At 66.4% G+C, this 19,124-nt stretch carries 25 protein-coding genes; 10 read left to right on the forward strand and 15 right to left on the reverse strand.

Going from position 1 to position 19,124, the window contains the following annotated elements:
* Positions 1-38: 38 nt before the first annotated feature.
* The 11 genes from ACODS9_RS21970 to nrdR form a co-directional block, all read right to left on the reverse strand.
* On the reverse strand, positions 39-458 hold the full coding sequence (locus tag ACODS9_RS21970; protein WP_023631164.1) for a hypothetical protein: 420 nt from the start codon (positions 456-458) through the stop codon (positions 39-41).
* Positions 455-1,072: a GTP cyclohydrolase II gene (gene ribA, locus ACODS9_RS21975; RefSeq protein ID WP_489094742.1), complete on the reverse strand. Its 618-nt coding sequence runs from the start codon at positions 1,070-1,072 to the stop codon at positions 455-457. Before ribA ends, ACODS9_RS21970 begins: the two co-directional genes overlap by 4 nt.
* Positions 1,073-1,221: 149 nt before the next feature.
* Positions 1,222-1,968, reverse strand: a complete 747-nt coding sequence (locus ACODS9_RS21980) for a substrate-binding periplasmic protein (protein ID WP_401109690.1) — start codon at positions 1,966-1,968, stop codon at positions 1,222-1,224.
* Between the two features lie 16 nt (positions 1,969-1,984).
* Positions 1,985-2,488, reverse strand: a complete 504-nt coding sequence (locus ACODS9_RS21985; protein WP_023632630.1) for a phosphatidylglycerophosphatase A family protein — start codon at positions 2,486-2,488, stop codon at positions 1,985-1,987.
* Positions 2,485-3,441 carry a thiamine-phosphate kinase gene (gene thiL / locus ACODS9_RS21990; protein ID WP_489094743.1) on the reverse strand — a complete coding sequence of 319 codons (957 nt, stop codon included), beginning with the start codon at positions 3,439-3,441 and terminating at the stop codon, positions 2,485-2,487. The genes ACODS9_RS21985 and thiL overlap by 4 nt, the downstream gene beginning before the upstream one ends.
* Before the next feature lie 18 nt (positions 3,442-3,459).
* Positions 3,460-3,960: a transcription antitermination factor NusB gene (gene nusB / locus ACODS9_RS21995; RefSeq protein WP_046857317.1), complete on the reverse strand. Its 501-nt coding sequence runs from the start codon at positions 3,958-3,960 to the stop codon at positions 3,460-3,462.
* Positions 3,957-4,433: a 6,7-dimethyl-8-ribityllumazine synthase gene (gene ribH, locus ACODS9_RS22000; RefSeq protein ID WP_023631199.1), complete on the reverse strand. Its 477-nt coding sequence runs from the start codon at positions 4,431-4,433 to the stop codon at positions 3,957-3,959. The genes nusB and ribH overlap by 4 nt, the downstream gene beginning before the upstream one ends.
* Before the next feature lie 91 nt (positions 4,434-4,524).
* The gene (ribBA, locus tag ACODS9_RS22005; protein ID WP_046857318.1) at positions 4,525-5,616 is read right to left on the reverse strand and encodes a bifunctional 3,4-dihydroxy-2-butanone-4-phosphate synthase/GTP cyclohydrolase II; all 1,092 of its coding nucleotides are present in this window, start codon (positions 5,614-5,616) and stop codon (positions 4,525-4,527) included.
* An 18-nt stretch (positions 5,617-5,634) separates the two neighbouring features.
* Entirely contained in the window at positions 5,635-6,300 is a 666-nt protein-coding gene (locus ACODS9_RS22010; protein WP_023632720.1) for a riboflavin synthase, read from the reverse strand.
* A 42-nt stretch (positions 6,301-6,342) separates the two neighbouring features.
* Positions 6,343-7,470, reverse strand: a complete 1,128-nt coding sequence (ribD, locus tag ACODS9_RS22015; RefSeq protein ID WP_489094744.1) for a bifunctional diaminohydroxyphosphoribosylaminopyrimidine deaminase/5-amino-6-(5-phosphoribosylamino)uracil reductase RibD — start codon at positions 7,468-7,470, stop codon at positions 6,343-6,345.
* Between the two features lie 2 nt (positions 7,471-7,472).
* Entirely contained in the window at positions 7,473-7,937 is a 465-nt protein-coding gene (nrdR, locus tag ACODS9_RS22020; RefSeq protein WP_009685710.1) for a transcriptional regulator NrdR, read from the reverse strand.
* 105 nt (positions 7,938-8,042) lie between these two features.
* Between nrdR and ACODS9_RS22025 the strand changes: the two genes are divergently transcribed.
* The 3 genes from ACODS9_RS22025 to trxA are packed head-to-tail and all read left to right on the forward strand — an operon-like array spanning position 8,043 to position 10,074.
* Positions 8,043-8,495 carry a hypothetical protein gene (locus ACODS9_RS22025; protein WP_489094745.1) on the forward strand — a complete coding sequence of 151 codons (453 nt, stop codon included), beginning with the start codon at positions 8,043-8,045 and terminating at the stop codon, positions 8,493-8,495.
* Positions 8,496-9,155, forward strand: a complete 660-nt coding sequence (locus ACODS9_RS22030; RefSeq protein ID WP_489094746.1) for a class I SAM-dependent methyltransferase — start codon at positions 8,496-8,498, stop codon at positions 9,153-9,155.
* Positions 9,156-9,186: 31 nt separating this feature from the next.
* Entirely contained in the window at positions 9,187-10,074 is an 888-nt protein-coding gene (gene trxA, locus ACODS9_RS22035) for a thioredoxin (RefSeq protein WP_489094747.1), read from the forward strand.
* A gap of 27 nt (positions 10,075-10,101) precedes the next feature.
* Here trxA and ACODS9_RS22040 read toward each other — a convergent pair whose 3' ends face one another.
* Entirely contained in the window at positions 10,102-10,446 is a 345-nt protein-coding gene (locus tag ACODS9_RS22040) for a hypothetical protein (RefSeq protein ID WP_198743771.1), read from the reverse strand.
* A gap of 134 nt (positions 10,447-10,580) precedes the next feature.
* Here ACODS9_RS22040 and ACODS9_RS22045 point away from each other — a divergent pair, with 134 nt between their 5' ends.
* The 5 genes from ACODS9_RS22045 to ACODS9_RS22065 all read left to right on the forward strand — a co-directional run bounded on the left by ACODS9_RS22045 (position 10,581) and on the right by ACODS9_RS22065 (position 14,483).
* Entirely contained in the window at positions 10,581-11,150 is a 570-nt protein-coding gene (locus tag ACODS9_RS22045) for a DUF2796 domain-containing protein (RefSeq protein ID WP_489094748.1), read from the forward strand.
* Entirely contained in the window at positions 11,151-11,861 is a 711-nt protein-coding gene (locus ACODS9_RS22050) for an ABC transporter ATP-binding protein (protein ID WP_110605257.1), read from the forward strand.
* Entirely contained in the window at positions 11,861-13,126 is a 1,266-nt protein-coding gene (locus ACODS9_RS22055; protein WP_367857264.1) for an ABC transporter permease, read from the forward strand. The genes ACODS9_RS22050 and ACODS9_RS22055 overlap by 1 nt, the downstream gene beginning before the upstream one ends.
* A gap of 8 nt (positions 13,127-13,134) precedes the next feature.
* On the forward strand, positions 13,135-13,689 hold the full coding sequence (locus ACODS9_RS22060; RefSeq protein ID WP_046857327.1) for a DUF3299 domain-containing protein: 555 nt from the start codon (positions 13,135-13,137) through the stop codon (positions 13,687-13,689).
* A gap of 110 nt (positions 13,690-13,799) precedes the next feature.
* Positions 13,800-14,483 (forward strand): OmpW/AlkL family protein, encoded by a 684-nt coding sequence (locus tag ACODS9_RS22065; protein ID WP_046857328.1) that lies wholly within the window; start codon positions 13,800-13,802, stop codon positions 14,481-14,483.
* Here ACODS9_RS22065 and ACODS9_RS22070 read toward each other — a convergent pair.
* Positions 14,471-15,694 carry an MFS transporter gene (locus tag ACODS9_RS22070; RefSeq protein ID WP_489094755.1) on the reverse strand — a complete coding sequence of 408 codons (1,224 nt, stop codon included), beginning with the start codon at positions 15,692-15,694 and terminating at the stop codon, positions 14,471-14,473. The two genes, ACODS9_RS22065 and ACODS9_RS22070, sit on opposite strands and share 13 nt — an antisense overlap.
* A gap of 98 nt (positions 15,695-15,792) precedes the next feature.
* Here ACODS9_RS22070 and ACODS9_RS22075 point away from each other — a divergent pair, with 98 nt between their 5' ends.
* Positions 15,793-16,233, forward strand: a complete 441-nt coding sequence (locus ACODS9_RS22075; RefSeq protein ID WP_489094749.1) for a winged helix-turn-helix transcriptional regulator — start codon at positions 15,793-15,795, stop codon at positions 16,231-16,233.
* A gap of 30 nt (positions 16,234-16,263) precedes the next feature.
* On the opposite strand, the gene ACODS9_RS22080 is transcribed toward ACODS9_RS22075, so the two are convergent.
* Complete coding sequence (locus tag ACODS9_RS22080; RefSeq protein WP_139668147.1) at positions 16,264-17,196, reverse strand: NAD-dependent epimerase/dehydratase family protein; 933 nt, start codon at positions 17,194-17,196, stop codon at positions 16,264-16,266.
* On the reverse strand, positions 17,189-18,073 hold the full coding sequence (locus ACODS9_RS22085) for a sugar nucleotide-binding protein (protein ID WP_038707252.1): 885 nt from the start codon (positions 18,071-18,073) through the stop codon (positions 17,189-17,191). The genes ACODS9_RS22080 and ACODS9_RS22085 overlap by 8 nt, the downstream gene beginning before the upstream one ends.
* Positions 18,074-18,254: 181 nt before the next feature.
* Between ACODS9_RS22085 and ACODS9_RS22090 the strand changes: the two genes are divergently transcribed.
* Positions 18,255-19,094: an alpha/beta hydrolase gene (locus ACODS9_RS22090; protein ID WP_489094750.1), complete on the forward strand. Its 840-nt coding sequence runs from the start codon at positions 18,255-18,257 to the stop codon at positions 19,092-19,094.
* The last annotated feature ends 30 nt before the right edge of the window (positions 19,095-19,124 follow it).

Consider the following 19,124-nt stretch of genomic DNA (forward strand, 5'->3'; position numbering starts at 1 on the left):
GAGCCACAGCAGCGATACACCGGCGAGCAGCGCCCGCATCAACCGAGCTGGCGCGGGATGCGATAGAGGTACAGCAGCACCACGGTGGACAGGGCAAGGAGAATCTGCGGCACTGCCTCCAGCCCGACCAGCACCGACAGCGCGGCAACCCAGGCCGGGAAGCAGGCGAACAGCATGGCCAGGCGGCGCACTCGCGCCAGCTCGATCCAGGCGGCCGGCTCTTCGGCGCTGCCCAGCGCCTTGTCGGTGGCGATCAACGCCCGCTTGTACGCGCTGAAGCGCGGCAGGCTGAGGAACATGCTGGCGGCACCGGCGATGAACAGCGGCATGGCCAACACCGGGATCAGCGCCTCGCCGCCACCGAAGGCCCAGGCCATCACCGGCAGCGGCAGCAATCCCACGGCCAGGTACTGCCACCAGGCCAGCGCCAGCCGCCGCTTCACCTCTGTGCGCGTCACGCCTGGGGCACCTCGCCCTGGTGCTTGTTGCCCATCATGTGGCCGAGCTTGTCGGCCTTGGTGGCCAGGTACAGGCGGTTGTGCGGGTTGTGGCCAGTGTGCAGCGGCACGCGCTCGGCGACCTTGATGCACATGTCGGTCAGGGCCTTTACCTTGCGCGGGTTGTTGGTCATCAGGCGCAGCGACTTCACGCCCAGGTGCTCGAGCATCGGCAGGCACATGGCGTAGTCACGCTGATCGGCGGCGAAGCCCAGGCGCTCGTTGGCCTCGACGGTATCGGCACCGCCGTCCTGCAACTCGTAGGCGCGGATCTTGTTCAGCAGGCCGATGCCACGGCCTTCCTGGCGCAGGTACAGCAGTACGCCACGGCCTTCACGGGCGATGGCCTGCAATGCGGCCTCCAGCTGCGAGCCGCAGTCGCAACGCTGGCTGAACAGCGCATCGCCGGTCAGGCATTCGGAGTGCAGACGCCCCAGCACCGGCTCGCCGTCGGCGATATCACCCAGGCTGAGCACCACGTGCTCGCGGCCAGTGGCTTCGTCGAGGAAGCCATGCATGGTGAAGGTCGCAAAGGGAGTCGGGAGTTTCGAGGCGGCAACAAAGACGACGGGCACGTTGTGCTCCTGGGCAGTAGGTTTTTTCAGATCGGCCGATTGTATCAGCAGCCCGGCGCAGGTGCGCAGGAGGAATATCGTGGCTTAAGATCGAAAAGTTAGATGCATATGGCCCCACACCGCCCCCTGCGGCAGCGGACTGCGGGCACTTACTGATGGGGCAGGTGATCAACCGTAAACGGGTAAGGCTGCTTCCAGCGCTCAAAGATCGGCTTCAGCTCGCCGCTGCGCACCAGTTGCTCCATGCGCTGGTCGAACAGGTCGCGCAGGACTTTTCCCTGTTCACTGTGGGTGAAGGCCAGGTACAACGGCAGCTCGGCGACGTGGGTGCGGCGAAAGCGCGTGGCATCGGGCGCCTGGCCAAGCACATAGTCGACCTCGGCGAGCGCATCGATGTAGAAGTCGACCCGGTCATGCTCGAGCATCGGCAGGATGCCCTCGCGACGCTGGATCTCGCGGAAGTTGTGGACCTCGGGCAGATAGCTGGCGTAGTCGTAGCCGCGCACCCAGGCCAGCCGGTACTGGCCGATGGTCTCGAGCGTTGGCACCGGCTTGTCGACCAGGCCCAGGGCATAGATATGGTCCTGGTCGAAGTACCACTGTGGATACAGGTTGTCGGCGTTCTCTTCCTTGTAGGAGCCGACCCAGGCATCCGCCTCGCCGCGCTTCACCAGCCCGACGGCGCGGCTGTAGGGCACGCTCTTGACCACGACCTTGACCCCGGCCGGCTCGAACACCTTGCGCAACACGTCCCAGGCCAGCCCGGTGCCATCGGCATTGGTGTAGTCGACCCACGCCTCGCTGACCAGACGCACCTGCGCCGGCGCCTCCTGGGCCATCGCACCCGGCCCCGCGACCAACAGCATCGATGCCAGCACCACAGCCTTCAGGCCCATCGCAACGCTCCCTGTATCAGGCCACCGCCCACACCAGAACCTGCATGCCCAGCCAGGCGAACACGCCGGCCAGGATATCGTCGAGCATGATCCCGAACCCACCATGCACATGGCGGTCGACCCAGCGGATCGGCCACGGCTTGAGGATGTCGAAGAAGCGGAACATCAGGAACCCCGCCAGCAGCCACTGCCAACCTTCCGGCACCAGCCACAGGGTAATCCACATGCCGACGATCTCGTCCCAGACAATGCCCTCATGGTCGTGCACGCGCAAGTCGTTGGCCACCTTGCCGCACAGCCACACGCCGAACAGCATGCTGATGCCCAGCAACAGCCAGTAGCCCCAGTCGGGCAGCATCTGCCACAGCGGGATGAACGGCAGCGCCACCAGCGAACCCCAGGTCCCCGGTGCCTTGGGCAGGGTGCCCGAGCCGAAGCCGAAGGCGATGAAGTGCCACGGGTTGCGCCAGACCGAAGGCGGAACGAACTCCGCAGGCACCTGGTTGGGGTGGTCGGTCACGGTGTCTCCCTGAAATGTTGATAGCCCCGTTGCACGGGGGTGATGTCCTGGCCTTGCGGGTCACGCAAGGTCACGCCCTGGCCTTCCAATACCCGGCCGATGACGTGCACCTCACGGGCCAGGGCGGTCAGTGCGCTTTCCGGCACGGTGAACGCCAGCACGTAGTCGTCACCACCGGTGAGCGCTGCCTGCAAGGCCGCTTCTCGACCGAGGAAAGCCTGTAAAGGAGCAGACACGGGGACCTGCGCCAGGTTCACCTGCAGCGCTACGCCGGACGCCTTGGCGATATGCCCGCAGTCAGCCAGCAGGCCGTCGGAAATATCCAGCGCCGCCGTGGCCAGGCCGCGCAGGCGCTCGCCCAGTTGCAGTTGCGGCAAGGGCGACCAGTAATGCTCGAGCAATGGCCCGGCCACATCGGCTGCCGCCTGGCGTTCGCCCAGCACCAACGGCAAGGCCCCTGCCGCGTTGCCCAGAAAACCACCGACACACAGCAGGTCGCCCGGCTGCGCGCCGCTGCGGCGCAGCGCCTGGCCGGTCGGCACCCGGCCGAACACGGTCACGGTAATGCTCAACGGGCCGCGTGTAGTGTCACCACCAATCAGGCTGATACCGCAGCGCGCGGCCATGCGGCCGAGGCCGTCGGCAAAGCCGGCAAGCCATTGCGCGCCGACCTGGGGCAAGGTGAGGGCAAGGGTGAAGCCGATGGCCGTGGCGCCCATGGCCGCCAGGTCGCTGACCGCCACGGCCAGCGCGCGCTGGCCGAGCAGCAACGGGTCGCAGACTGCGGGGAAATGCACACCGGCCACGAGCGTGTCGGTGGAGATCGCCAGCTGCTCGCCGGCAGGCAGGTCCAGCAGGGCACAGTCATCGCCGATCCCCAGGGCCACGCCCTCGCCGCCCTGCGCACAGGGCGCGGCGGCGAAGTAGTGACGGATCAGCTCGAACTCACCCATGGCTGGTCAGCACCGCGATCAGCGCTTGTTCGCCTTGACTTCCGCCTCACGCAGACGCGGAGCCAGCTTGTCGAGCACGCCGTTGACGAACTTGTGACCGTCGGTGGCGCCGAAGACTTTCGCCAGTTCCACACCTTCGTTGATGACCACGCGGTACGGTACGTCGGCGCGCATCATGAACTCCCAGGTGGACAGGCGCAGCACGGCCAGTTCGACCGGGTCGAGCTCTTCCAGCGGCGTGTCCAGGCAAGGCTTGAGCGCCTCGTCGATCTCGGCCTTCTTCGCTGGGACCCCGTGCAGGATCTCGCGGAAGTAGGCGCCGTCGATATCGGTGAAATCGTTGTCGACCCGGAACTGCGCTTCGACCTCGTTCAGCGAATGCTTGGCCATGTGCCACTGGTAGAGCGCTTGCGTGGCGAGCTTGCGGGCTTCGCGACGCTTGGCGCTCTTCGAGGGCTTGCCGGCATCCGCGGGTTTTGGATCGCGCGGGTTGAAACGATCGCTTTCGTCGCTAATCACTTGGCCTCCAACTGCGCCAGCAGGCTGACCATTTCCAGAGCGGACAGGGCAGCTTCGGCACCTTTGTTGCCGGCCTTGGTGCCGGAACGCTCGATGGCCTGTTCGATGGAGTCGACGGTCAGTACGCCGAAGGCCACCGGAACACCGAACTCCATGGACACCTGGGCCAGGCCCTTGGTGCACTCGCCCGCCACGTATTCGAAGTGCGGGGTACCGCCACGGATCACCGCGCCCAGGGCGACGATCGCGTCATAAGCGCCTTGCTGGGCGACTTTCTGTGCCACCAGCGGGATTTCGAACGCGCCCGGGGCACGGATGATGGTGATGTCGCTTTCGCTGACGCCGTGGCGTACCAGGGCATCGACTGCACCGCTTACCAGGCTTTCGACGACGAAGCTGTTGAAGCGGCCAACCACCAAAGCATAGCGACCTTTGGGGGCGATGAAGGTACCTTCGATGGTCTTCAGGGTCATTCCGGAGTTCTCATCTTCAAGAGCGAGGCCGCGCTGTGGCGGCCTCGGGAGGGTTTTGACTCGAGCTTAAGGGCGATCAGGCCGCCTCAAGTCACTCGGAGGGCACGTATTCTACAACTTCCAGATCGAATCCGGATATCGCATTGAACTTCATCGGCGAACTCATCAGGCGCATCTTGCGCACACCGAGGTCGCGCAGGATCTGCGAACCGGCACCGACGGTGCTGTAGGTGGTGGGTGCCTTGGGCTGCGCATCGCCCGCGCTTTCGCGGATGTGCGCCAGCAGCACGTCGCCGTCCAGCGGGTGGCCCAGCAGCAGGACCACGCCGCTGCCGGCCTCGGCCACCGCGGCCATGGCCGCGCGCAGGCTCCAGCGCCCCGGCTGCTTGACCAGCAGCAGGTCGCGCAGCGGGTCCATGTTGTGCACCCGCACCAGCGTCGGCTCTTCAGCGCAGATCTTGCCCAGCGTCAGGGCCATGTGCACGTCGCCTTCCACCGCGTCACGGTAGGTGACCAGGTTGAATTCGCCCAGCTCGCTCTCGACCGACTGCTCGGAAACGCGCTGCACGGTGCGCTCGTGGATCATGCGGTAGTGGATCAGGTCGGCGATGGTGCCGATCTTCAAGCCATGCTCGGCAGCGAACACTTCCAGCTCGGCGCGACGCGACATGGTGCCGTCGTCGTTCATCACCTCGCAGATCACCCCGCTCGGCTCGAAACCGGCCATGCGCGCCAGGTCGCAGGCGGCCTCGGTATGGCCGGCGCGGGCCAGGGTGCCGCCGGGCTGGGCCATCAGCGGGAAGATATGCCCAGGGCTGACGATGTCCTCGGCCTTGGCGTCCTTGGCCGCGGCAGCCTGCACGGTGCGGGCGCGGTCGGCGGCGGAGATGCCGGTGGTGACGCCTTCGGCGGCCTCGATCGACACGGTGAACTTGGTGCCGAAGCCCGAACCGTTGCGCGGCGCCATCAGCGGCAGCTTCAGGGTTTCGCAGCGCTCGCGGGTCATCGGCATGCAGATCAGGCCACGGGCGTGCTTGGCCATGAAATTGATGTGCTCGGGCAGGCAGCACTCGGCCGCCATGATGATGTCGCCTTCGTTCTCGCGGTCTTCGTCATCCATGAGGATGACCATTTTGCCCTGGCGGATGTCTTCGACCAGTTCTTCGATGCTGTTGAGCGCCACGCGGCACCCCCTTCTCAATCAGGATTTCAAGAAGCCGTTGGCGGCCAGGAAGCTTTCGGTGATGCCACTGCCTTTGCTCGGCTCGGCGGCCTTGTCGCCCAGCAGCAGACGCTCCAGGTAACGGGCCAGCAGGTCGACCTCAAGGTTCACCCGACGCCCTGCGCGGTAGTCGGCCATGATGGTTTCGGACAGGGTGTGCGGGACGATGGTCAGCTCGAACTCGGCGCCATCGACTTCGTTGACCGTCAGGCTGGTACCGTCGACGGTGATCGAGCCCTTGTGGGCGATGTACTTGGCCAGTTCCTTGGGCGCACGCACGCGGAACTGGATGGCGCGGGCGTTATCAGCGCGCGAGACGATCTCGCCGACACCGTCGACGTGGCCGCTGACCAGGTGTCCGCCCAGGCGGGTGGTCGGGGTCAGGGCCTTTTCCAGGTTGACCCGGCTGCCGCTCTTGAGGTCGACCATGGCGGTACGCTTGAGGGTCTCGACGCTGACATCGGCCCAGAAGCCGTCGCCGGGCAGCTCGACGGCGGTCAGGCACACGCCGTTGACCGCGATGCTGTCGCCGAGCTTGACGTCGGCCAGGTCGAGCTTGCCGGTTTCAACGTAGACGCGCACGTCACCGCCCTTGGGGGTGAGGCTGCGGATGGTGCCGATGGATTCGATGATGCCGGTGAACATGCTGTTCTCCTCAAGTACGGGCTGCGCGTAGCAAGCCAGGCATTATACGCCGGGGGCCGGCAAGGGGATGGCAGTGACTCGCCAGTCATCGCCGACCGCGCGCATGTCGGTGATCTTCAGCCGCGGCGCCTCGCTCATTTTCGACAGCGGCCAGTCCAGCAGCGGACGGGCGTCGGAGCCGAGGAAGGTGCCAGCGACGAACAACTGGTACTCGTCGACCAGGCCCTGGCGGGCGAAGGCGCCGACCAGGCCGGCGCCGGCTTCCAGGAGGATCTCGTTGACGCCGCGCCCGGCCAGCACCCGCAGCAGGGCCGGCAAGTCGACGCGGCCGTCGCTGCCGGGCAGGTCGAGCAGCTCATGACCGGCGGCGGCATAACGAGGGTCCTCGCCGGCGGCGGTCACCACCAGCGCCGGGCCGGCCTGGAAGAACGGCGCGTCCAGTGGCAGGCGCAGGCGCCCGTCGATCAGCACGCGCAGCGGCGGGCGCGACACGGCCAGGGCGGTGAACGCCTCATCCAGGCCCAGTTCCTCGCCACGCACGGTCATGCGGGCGTTGTCGAACAGCACGCTCTCGGCGCTGGTCAGCACCACGCTGGACCGGGCGCGCAGACGCTGGACCGCGGCGCGAGCGGCGGGGCCGGTGATCCACTGGCTCTCGCCACTGGCCATGGCAGTACGACCGTCCAGGCTCATGGCCAGCTTGGCGCGCACGAATGGCAGGCCGTGCTCCATACGCTTGAGGAAGCCTGGGTTGAGGGCGCGGGCCTCGGCTTCGAGCACCCCGCTGGCAACCTCGATGCCGGCCTCGCGCAGACGGCGCAGGCCATTGCCGGCCACTTGCGGATTGGGGTCCTGCATGGCCGCCACCACCCGCGCCACCCCGGCGTTGACCAAGGCTTCGGCGCACGGCGGCGTGCGCCCATGGTGGCTGCAGGGCTCGAGGGTGACGTAGGCACAGGCGCCTCGGGCGCGCTCGCCGGCCTGGCGCAGGGCGTGGACCTCGGCGTGCGGCTCGCCGGCACGCACATGCCAGCCCTCGCCGACCACCTCGCCATCGCGCACGATCACGCAGCCCACGCGGGGGTTGGGGTGGGTGCTGTACAGGCCCTTGCGGGCGAGTTCCACGGCCCGGGCCATGTAGTGGGCGTCGAGAATGGCTTGGCTGGACATGCTTACTCTTTGGCTGGCTCGCGGGCCAGGCGGTCGATTTCTTCGCGGAATTCGTCGAGGTCCTGGAAACGTCGGTAGACCGAGGCGAATCGGATGTAGGCCACTTCGTCGAGCTTGCGCAGTTCGGCCATCACCATCTCGCCGACCACCAACGACTTCACTTCGCGCTCGCCGGTGGCACGCAGGCGGCTCTTGATGTGCGCCAGCGCCGCTTCCAGGCGCTCGACGCTGACCGGGCGCTTTTCCAGCGCGCGCTGCATGCCGGCGCGCAGCTTGTCTTCATCGAAGGGCTGGCGGGTGCCGTCCTGCTTGATCAGCCGCGGCAGCACCAGCTCGGCGGTTTCGAAGGTGGTGAAACGTTCGCCGCAGGCGACGCACTCGCGACGGCGACGCACCTGTTCGCCCTCGGCGACCAGGCGCGAGTCGATGACCTTGGTGTCGTTGGCGCCGCAAAACGGACAGTGCATGGTGGCAGGCAACAAAAAAAGGGAGGGCCATGGTAGCGCATTGCACTGGCAAGACAAGCCAAAGGGGTTACCATCCATGCAAATCTGCCCGTGAAGGACGACCCCATGTACCCTCGAGCGCTCGTCGTGCTGTGTTGCGCCGCCCTGCTCGCCGCCTGCGGCAGCGACCGCCCCAAGCCGGAACAAGCCCCGGCGCCGGTGCCGGCCAAGGTGGTAAAGAAGACCGAACCCCTGGGCCCGCTACCGGCCTACCAGCGCGAGCTGAGCGGTACCCTGATGGAAATCCCGGCAGGTGCCGATGTGGAGCTGGCCCTGCTGGTGATCGACGAGCGTGGCCGCCCGCAGCAACTGCTGGCCAGCAGCACCCTGAGCGGCACCGGCCAGGCCCTGCCCTACCGCCTGCGCTTCAACCCCGAAGCCTTCCCGGCCGGCGCGCGGGTCGAACTGCGCGGCCGCGCCAGCCGCTCCGGCCAGTTGATCCTGCACCTGCCTCCGGTACCCATCGCCCAGGCCCAGACCCAGGCCACCGGCCCGCTGCGTTTCGAAAAGGCACCATAGATGGCCCCGCTGGCCCTGCAACAGGCCTTGAGCGGCCTGATCGGCGAAGCACGCCTGATCGTCAGTGAACTGCCCGAGTGCGACCTGAAGCTCTGGTTGATCGACGACCAGAACATGGATCGCGCATTCAGCAGCGAGGAAACCCGGCGCATTCTCGAAGAGCCGCCCTACTGGAGCTTCTGCTGGGCCAGCGGCCTGGCCATGGCGCGCTACCTGGCCGAGCAGCCGCACTGGGTGCGTGGCAAGCGCGTGCTGGACTTCGGCGCCGGCTCCGGCATCGCCGGTATCGCCGCCGCCCGGGCCGGCGCGCTGGAGGTGGTGGCCTGCGACCTCGACCTGCTGGCCCTGGACGCCTGCCGCGCCAACGCCGCGCTGAACGGCGTGACGCTGGGCTACAGCAGCGATTTTTTCGCCGAGGCCGACCGCTTCGACCTGATCCTGGTCGCCGATGTGCTCTACGACCGCGCCAACCTGCCGTTGCTGGACGCATTCCTCGGCCGTGGCCGCCAGGCGCTGGTGGCCGACTCGCGGGTGCGCGATTTCAACCATCCGCTGTACCGCCCGCTCGGCGTGCTGGAGGCGCTGACCCTGCCGGATCTGGCCGAGCCGCACGAATTCCGCCGGGTCAGCCTGTACCACGCCAGCCGCGAGCCCTTATAGTGGGGGCATTCACGGATTTGCGAGAGTTGCGATGAGCCAAGCGCCAGTTAACCAAAGCCTGCCCTATATCTTCGATGCCACCGATGCCAACTTCCAGCAACTGGTCATCGAGAACTCCTTCCACAAGCCGGTGCTGGTCGACTTCTGGGCCGAATGGTGCGCGCCGTGCAAGGCGCTGATGCCGCTGCTGGCGAAGATCGCCGAGGGTTACCAGGGCGAGCTGCTGCTGGCCAAGATCAACTGCGACGTCGAGCAGCAGATCGTCGCCCAGTTCGGCATCCGCAGCCTGCCGACCGTGGTGCTGTTCAAGGATGGCCAACCGGTCGACGGCTTTGCCGGCGCGCAGCCCGAGTCGGCCATACGCGCCATGCTCGAACCCCATGTGCAGATGCCCGCGCCGCCCGCCGCCGCGCCGCTGGAGCAGGCCAAGGCGCTGTTCGCCGAGAGTCGTTTCAGCGAGGCCGAGGCCCTGCTGCAGGTGCTGCTGGGTGAAGACAACAGCAATGCCGAGGCGCTGATCCTCTACGCCCGCTGCCTGGCCGAGCGCGGCGAGCTGGGCGAGGCCCAGGTGGTGCTCGACGCGGTCAAGACCGACGAGCACAAGGCCGCACTGGCCGGCGCCAAGGCCCAGCTGACCTTCCTGCGCCAGGCCGCCAGCCTGCCGGAAGCCGCGGAGCTGAAGAGCCGCCTGGCGCAGAATCCGCAGGATGACGAAGCAGCCTACCAGCTGTGCATCCAGCAGTTGGCACGCCAGCAGTACGAGGCCGCGATGGATGGTCTGCTGAAGCTGTTCCAGCGCAACCGCACCTACGAGAACGGCCTGCCGCAGAAGGCGCTGCTACAGGTGTTCGATCTGTTGGGCAACGAGCATCCGCTGGTCAGTGTGTACCGCCGCAAGCTGTCCTCAGCGTTGTTCTGAGGCTGCTGGGGGCTGCTATGCAGCCCCTCATCCCACCCAGCGATACACCGGCGCATCCACGCCACTTTCCACCTTCACCTCACTGCTATGGCGCAAGCGCACCAGCAGCCGCTTGCCTGCCGCCACGCTTCCGGCCAAACCTTCCAGACGCTCCAGCAGCTCCGGACCACCCATCTGCCCCGCCTGACGCAGCACTTCACGCGCCGCCGCCCACTGTCCGTCATCCTGTCGGGGTACGGGGCTGGCGCTGACCGGCGCAGCTTCCACCGGGGCCTGGACATCCATCCTACGCCCCAGCTGCGCCCACTCATGCGGCTCCAGCTCGACAGTCAGGTCCACCGGCCACTCGCCGATCTGTCCACGAATTCTCACGATTATTTCCTTGTTTCCAGGCTCGATTACGCCATGCTCCCACGAACATGAAACCTGTGCCAGGCAGGCTGGCGGCGCAAATGCAAATTGTTATAACATCACAAATTCATCCCAAGCCGCCTGTGGAGCCGTCCATGCGTCGTCTGTTGCTCGCCCTGCCCTTTGCCCTGCTTCCCCTGGCCGTGGCCCATGCCCACGACGATCACGACCATGAACATGACCACGATCACGCCCATGGCACCCTCGGCGCCCATGAGCACGGCGTGGCCAAGCTCAACGCGGTACTCGACGGCAACGTCCTCGAGCTGGCGCTGGACAGCCCGGCGATGAACCTGGTCGGCTTCGAACACGCCGCCAACAGCGACGCCGACAAAGCCAAGGTCGCCGCCGCACGTCAGCAGCTCGAGCAACCCCTGAAGCTGTTCGCCATTACCCAGGCCGCCGGTTGCAAGGAGGAGGCGCAGGAGCTGGAAAGCCCGCTGTTCGGTAATGCCCCCGAGGCTGGCGGCGACGCGCACCAGCACGCCGACATCAATGCCCGTTACCAGCTGACCTGCGCCACCCCGGGCAAACTCACCCAGATCGACCTCGGCCGCCTGTTCAAAACCTTCCCGCAAACCCAGAAGATCAACGTGCAACTGATCGGCCCGAATGGCCAGAAAGGCGTGGAAGCCACCCCCGCCAAGGCCGTGGTCGAGTTCTGAATGAGCCAGCCGCTGATCGAACTGCATGACCTGGTGTTCGCCTGGCCTGGCCAGGCGCCGCTGCTGGAGATCCCGGCGTTTCGCCTGGAGCCCGGCGAGGCGTTGTTCCTCAAGGGCCCCAGCGGCAGTGGCAAGACCACCCTGCTCGGCCTGCTGGGCGGGGTCAACCGCCCAGGCCAGGGCAGCATCCGCCTGCTCGGCCAGGACTTGGCGACCTTGGGCCAGGGCGCGCGCGACCGCTTCCGGGTCGATCACACCGGCTACATCTTCCAGCAGTTCAACCTGCTGCCGTTCCTCTCGGTGCGCGAAAACGTCGAGCTGCCCTGCCGCTTCTCGAAAAGCCGTGCCGTTCGCGCCGCCCAGCGCCACGGCAGCATCGACCAGGCCGCGGCCCAGTTGCTCGCCCACCTGGGCCTGGACGATCCGGCCCTGCTCGCCCGCCGCGCCGACAGCCTGTCGATCGGGCAACAGCAGCGGGTCGCCGCGGCCAGGGCGCTGATCGGCCAGCCCGAGCTGGTGATCGCCGACGAGCCGACCTCGGCCCTCGACGCCGACACCCGCGAGGCCTTCATCCGCCTGTTGTTCGACGAGTGCCGCGACGCCGGCGCCAGCCTGCTGTTCGTCAGCCATGACCAGAGCCTGGCGCCGCTGTTCGACCGCCACCTGTCCCTGGCCGAGCTCAATCGCGCCGCCAAGCCCCGGGAGGCCTGATGTACCTGCTTCGCCTTGCCCTGGCCAGCCTGGCCAACCGCCGTTTCACCGCCCTGCTCACCGCGTTCGCCATCGCCCTGTCGGTGTGCTTGCTGCTGGCCGTCGAGCGGGTACGCACCGAAGCCCGCGCCAGTTTCGCCAGCACCATCAGTGGCACCGACCTGATCGTCGGCGCCCGCTCGGGGTCGGTGAATCTGCTGCTGTACTCGGTGTTCCGCATCGGCAATGCCACCAACAACATCCGCTGGGACAGCTACGAGCATTACGCCAAGGATCCACGGGTGAAGTGGGCGATCCCGATTTCACTGGGCGATTCACACCGTGGCTACCGGGTGATGGGCACCAGCGCCGACTACTTCAGCCATTACCAGTTCGGTCGCCGCCAGCACCTGGCACTCGACCAGGGCCGGGCGTTTGCCGACGATCCATTCGAAGTGGTGCTGGGTGCCGAAGTCGCCGAAGCGCTGCACTACAAACTGGGTGACAAGCTGGTGCTGGCGCACGGCGTGGCCGCCATCAGCCTGGTCAAGCACGACGACAAGCCATTCACCGTGGTCGGCGTGCTCGAGCGCACCGGCACCCCGGTGGACCGCACGCTGCACATCAGCCTGGCAGGGATGGAAGCGATTCACATCGACTGGCACAACGGCGTCCCGGCCCGTGGCGCCGGACGCATCAGTGCCGAGCAGGCCCGCGCCATGGACCTGCAACCCACCGCCATCACCGCCTTCATGCTCGGGCTCAACAGCAAGATCGCCACTTTCAGCCTGCAGCGCGAAATCAACGAGTACCGTGCCGAGCCCCTGTTGGCGATCCTGCCCGGTGTGGCCCTGCAGGAGCTGTGGAGCCTGATGGGCACGGCCGAGCAGGCATTGTTCGTGGTGTCGTTGTTCGTCGTGCTCACCGGCCTGATCGGCATGCTCACCGCGATTCTCACCAGCCTCAACGAACGCCGCCGGGAAATGGCCATCCTGCGCTCGGTGGGGGCCCGTCCCTGGCACATCGCCGGGCTGCTGGTGCTCGAGGCACTGGCCCTGGCATTGTCGGGCATCGCCGCCGGGCTTGGCTTGCTGTATGCCGGCATAGCCCTGGCACAGGGCTATGTGCAGGCCAATTACGGGCTGTACCTGCCATTGGCCTGGCCAAGCGCCCATGAGTGGACGCTGCTGGCTATCATCCTTGGCGCGGCGCTGCTGATGGGCAGCGTGCCGGCCTGGCGCGCTTACCGACAGTCGCTGGCCGATGGCCTGTCGATTCACCTTTGAGAACCTTCATGAGCGCGACATCCATGGACAACAGGCAGGCTTCCACTGCTTGGCATTACCTGTTACTGGCAGTGGTATTGCTGGCATCCACGGTGTGTGCCGCCGAACCTCGTGAACTGGACTGGCCCGCGTTGATCCCCGAAGGCGCGCCGATCATCCCGCCGCAACTGACGCCGCTGCACGACCTGTCGCAGATCAGCGACGCGCTGGCTGCCGAGGCCGCCCCCGCCGCGCGCCAGCAGGCGCCCAACGCGCCAGTGGTAAAGGCGCTGGACGGCCAGCCGGTGAAGATCCCCGGCTACATCGTGCCACTGGAAGTCAGCGATGAAGGCCGCACCACCGAGTTTCTCCTGGTGCCCTACTACGGCGCCTGCATCCACGTGCCACCGCCGCCCTCGAACCAGATCGTGCACATCTTCAGCGAGATGGGCGTGCGTATCGAAGACCTCTATCAACCCTACTGGATCGAAGGCACGATGCAGGTCAAGGCGTCCAGCAGCGAGCTGGCCGATGCGGGCTACCAGATGGAAGCCGAGAAAATCTACGCTTATGAGCTGAAGTGAGAACTGTGCACGCCCGTTTGAAGAGGCTTCGTTGAGCTGGGTCAAACTTTCTGTTTAGTCAGCTTCGTACCATTGGACTACTCGATTACTCACGTCCTCTGGGAGCTTCCATGAACAAGTCCTTGCTCAGTGCCTCGCTCGTCGCGTTGGCGCTCGCAGCCCCTGTTGCCCACGCCCACCAGGCGGGGGATTTCATCCTCCGCGCCGGCGCCATCACCACTGCGCCGAACGAAAGCAGCGGTGACATCAAGCTCGATGGCGCCAAGGTCTCGGGCACCAAGGCGACCCTGGACAGCGACACCCAGCTGGGCCTGGCCTTCGCCTACATGCTTACCGACCACATCGGCCTCGAGCTGCTGGCCGCCACGCCGTTCCAGCACAAAGTCGGCGTCAAGGGCCTCGGCCCAGGCCTGGATGGCAAGCTGGCCGACATCAAGCAGCTGCCACCGACCCTGTCGCTGCAGTACTACCCGATGGAGCCAAGCTCCAAATTCCAGCCCTACGCTGGCGTGGGCATCAACTACACGATGTTCTTCGATGAAGACCTGAGCAGCAACCGCAAGGCCCAGGGCTTCAGCAACATGAAGCTGAAGGACTCGGTAGGCATCGCCGGCCAGCTGGGCATGGACTACATGCTCACCGACAACCTGCTGCTCAACGCCGCGGTCTGGTACGTCGACATCGACACCAAGGCCAGCATCGATGGCCCGAGCGCGCTGGGCGTCGGCAAGACCAAGGTCGACGTGGACGTCGATCCATGGGTCTACATGGTCGGCATCGGCTACAAGTTCTGATCCGCAGGCAAGCCCGTTCCTTCTGGAGCGGGCTTGCCCCGCGCCGTCTCACCCCACCACAGGTACCCCCAGTAGCCCCAGGCAACCGCGCTTATCCCCGCCCCCAACCCGCACACCGCCACCCAGCCCCACTGCCCATACACCCAGGTCGCCACGACCGCACCCACCCCGCTGCCGACCGAATAGCAGCACATGTAGGCACCGATCAGCCGGCTGGCCATCTCGCCGCGCCCCGCCAGCAACAAGCTCTGGTTGGTCACATGCACGGCCTGCACGGCCAGGTCCAGCATCAGCACCCCGATCACCAGCGCCAGCAATGACTGCTCCAGGTAGGCGCTGGGCAGCCATGACAACGTCAACAGCCCGAGCGCCCATCCGCTCACCCGCCGGCCCTGCCCCTGATCCGCCAGTCGCCCGGCACGCGACGCCGCCAGCGCGCCAGCCACTCCGGCCAGACCGAACAGCCCGACCTGTGTATGGTCCAGAGCCAGGGGCGCGGCGCTCAGGGGCAACACCATCGCGCTCCACAGCACGCTGAACGCCGCGAAGACCAGTACCGCAAACACACCGCGCTGACACAGCAGACGGTCATGCCGGTACAAGCGCAGCACTGAAACCAGTAGTACCCGATAGCGCTGCCTCGGCCCCTGCGGCCTGACAGCAGGCAAGCGCCAGGCCAGCAACAACGCCATGACCAACGCCAGCCCCGCCGCCACGACGTATACGCCGTGCCAGCCCAGCAGGTCAGCCAGTGCGCCCGAAACCAGGCGCGCTGACAGGATGCCCAGCACCACGCCACTGGTGACAGTCCCCACCGCCTGCCCCTGCTGAGCTGGCGTGGCCAGTGTGGCTGCATGCGCGACCATCACCTGCACCACCACCGCAGCCAGGCCGACCATGGCCATCACCGCCAGCAACATGGCCCAGTCCACGGCAAACGCCACGGCCAACAACGCGCCGGCCGATGCCAGCAACTGGCCAACAATCAGCCGGCGGCGATCGACCAGGTCGCCCAGCGGCACGATCAGCAACAGACCCAAGGCATAGCCGGCCTGGGTCATGCCCACCACCAGGCCGGCGCGCGCAGCGCTTACGCCGAGGCTTGCGGCCATGGCCTCCAGCAGCGGCTGGGCGAGGTACACCGTGGCCACGGCCAGGGCGCAGGCGGCAGCCAACAACAGCGTCAATCCACGGGTGAGCGGTGGCATCAGCAATCCCTCCAGATCTGGTTTCAATTTAAAACCATGAAGCTGGATTTCTAGCAAACATGGTTTTATTCTGCAACCAGATCACGTTTAAGGAACGCCTCATGCTCGACGAAAACAACCAGCAATGCCCAGTGGCCCGCGCCCTGGAGGTGCTCGGCGAGCGCTGGGCGCTGATGATCCTGCGCGATGCCTTCGATGGCCCGTGCCGTTTCAGCGAATTGCAGAAAAACCTCGGGCTGGCGAAGAACATCCTCGCTTCGCGCCTGAAACTGCTGGTGGAGGCCGGGCTACTGGCAAAGCAGCCTGCATCCGATGGCAGTGCCTACAAGGAATATGTGCTGACGGAAAAGGGCCGCTCGGTGTTTCCGATCGTGATCGGCTTGCGCCAATGGGGGGAGCGGTACCTGTTCACGTCAGGAGAGTCACGCTCGCAGTTGGTCGATGATCGCGGCCAGGGGCTGGAGACGTTGCAGGTGCGGGCCCGGGACGGGCGAGTGCTGGGGCCGGAGGATTGCCGGCGACAGCTGAACCGGCATTCGTGACGTCATCGCGGGGCAAGCCCCGCGAGAGGCTCAAGCTTTGCCGAGCAAGCGGGCCAGACCTTCGACAAACGGCGTTGGCTCGGGAAATGCGAAACGTGCCAGCAAACGCGAGTTGTCCGCCCGCGAATGGCGGATGTCCCCCGAGCGTGCCTGGCCGTAGCTGATTGCAGGCAAACCGCCCACCACCTGTTCCAGCGCCTTGAGCAACTGGTTCAGCGAGGTCGCCTGGTTGAGGCCGATGTTCACCGCGCCCTCTTCCACCGCCTGCTGCTCGAGCGCCTGCACCATTACCTGGACCAGGTCACCGACAAACAGGAAGTCGCGGGTCTGCTCGCCATCACCGAACACCGTGATCGGTTTGCCACTGGTGGCGCGCTCGCAGAAGATGCTGATCACCCCGGAATACGGCGAGGAAGGGTCCTGGCGTGGCCCGAAGATGTTGAAGAAGCGGAACACCACCGGCTCCAACCCGTGTTGGCGGCGGTAGAAGTCCAGGTACTGCTCGCTGGCCAGCTTGTCCACCGCGTAGGGGGTCAGCGGCGCCTTGGGCGTGTCTTCGGCAATCGACTGGCCTTCGCCGTTGTTGCCGTACACCGCCGCGCTGGAGGCGAACAGCACGCGGCGGATGCCGTTCAGGCGCATCGCCTCGCACACGTTCAGCGTGCCGATGAAGTTGCTCTGGTGGGTTTTCACCGGGTCTTCCACCGAGGCCTGCACCGAGGCCACCGCGGCCAGGTGCACCACTGCCTGGCAGCCACTGGCGGCACGGGCCACCAGCGCGGCATCGGCGACATCGCCCTCGAGCAGTTCCAGGCGCGGGTGGCCAAGCTGCAGGTTGTCGCGCTTGCCGGTCGACAGGTCGTCGAGGATACGCACCGCGTAGCCTTTCTCCAGCAACGCATCGCACAGGTGCGAGCCAATGAAGCCGGCACCGCCGGTGATCAGGATGGGGGCGTCAGCCATGTCGGTAGAATCTGTCCAGTAGGGGCGGCAAGCCGGCGCGCCAGGCGCGTGGCTTGATGCCGAAGGTATGAAGGATCTTCTTGCAGGCCAGTACCGCGTGTTGCGGCTCCTCGCTGGCATCCGGGCGGGCGGCGTGGGCCTGGGCGGTAGGCGCCTGCACGGCCAGCTTGCGCCACTGGGTGGCCTCGGTGAGGATCGCCTGGCCGAGCACCAGCGGCGTGGTGGCCTCGTTGCCGGCGTAGTGGTAGGTACCCCACAGCGGCGCCTGGCAATCGAGCTGCTTGAGCACCGAGAGGATCACCCTCGCCGCGTCGTCCACCGGTGTCGGGTTGCCGCGGCGGTCATCGGCCAGCAGCAGCTCCTGGGGCTGTTCGGCACGGGTCAGGAAACGCCCGAGCGCGCCATCGAGGCTTTCATCCAGCAGCCAGCCGAAACGCAGCAGCACATGCTGCGGGCAGGTGGCGCGCACACTCTGCTCGATGCGCCACAACGCCTGGCCACGCAGGCCGAGCGGTACCGGCTCGTCCTTCTCGCTGTAGGCCGTGGCGCGCGAACCATCGAACACCCGATAGCTGGACGGCTGCACGAGGATCATCTCGTGGTGCTGGCACAGTTCGGCAAGCCGCTCCACCGCCCGCTCCTGCTGGGCCAGGCGTTGCTCGCTGACCGACTCGGCCTGGAACCAGTCGAAGTAGTAGGCCAGGTTGATCACGGTGTGCGGGCGCTGCTCGTCGAGCAGCAGGGTCAGGCTGGCCGGATCCCAGCCGTTTTCCGGAGGGCGAGGCGCCAGGAACGCGATGTCTTCCTCGGCCCCGAGACGAATCAGCGCTTGCCCGAGGGCATTGCCACCACCCAACAGCATCAGGCGCATACGCATAGAGTCAACAGGTCCGGTCTGGTCGATGGAGGAAAGGGTTCATTTTGCTGTTTCCGACAGGGGAAGTCCAACCCAGGCAAGGCCTGGCGCGTGCCGCGTGCCTATTGGCACCGATCGGACGGGTGTTCCGCCTTTGCCGACAGCTACTTATACTGCGCATGGCCTGTTCAAGGAGATCAACATGGATGCCGAGTCGAACACCGCGCTGCGCGCCAGATGGCAATACGACGAACCCGCTCCCGGCCCGGAACGCTTCATCGACGAGGCTTTCGACGGTTATCGGCAACAGGCCCGCCTGCTGCTCCCGGCACATGAGTGTGCCCCCACGGTCTTTGTTGTCGGCGGCGCCCGCTCCGATTTCACCCGCCTGAACCCTTTGCTCTATCGCCTGCAACAGCAGGGGATCGGTTCGCTGACCGGCAACCTCTCCGGCCACAGCCTGGCCAGCGAGCCTGGTGCAAAGGACGCGTCGTTGGCCAGCAACCTGCAGGAAGCCCTGCGCTTCCACCAGCATCTGGATGCGCGCAGCGACACCCTGGTCGGCCACAGCCTGGGCGCCGCCATCGCCCTCAAGCTGGCCGCCCAGCGCCCCAACGTTCGCAAGCTGGTGCTGATCTGCCCGGCGGTGTATCCCGATGCAGCCCATTGCGCGCCCTTCGGGCCGGCCTTCAGCGAAGCGATTCGCAAGCCTTTTGCGTTCCTCGACTGCGACAGCTATGCCTTCCTGCGCCAGTTCCAGGGCCGAGTGCTGCTGGTGATCGGCGAATATGACGGGCTCAACTCCAAGGTCCACGGCCAGGGCCCCGGGACCTCGGCCGGGACCCGGCGCCTGGCGGGTGTCGAGCGCTACAGCCCGATCCCCGAGGAAGTCACCCACGCCTTGTTGCGCTCGGTGCCGGCGCCCCATGTGGAATGCCTGATGCTCACCGACTGCGACCACGGCATCGCCGCGCACCTGCGAGACCGGCCACAAGTGGCGGATCAGGTGGCCAATGCGGTGGCGGCGTTCATTCTCGACTAGTTCTGCGGGCGCCCACGAGTCAATGCGCCA

Source organism: Pseudomonas sp. FG36 (assembly GCF_057809275.1).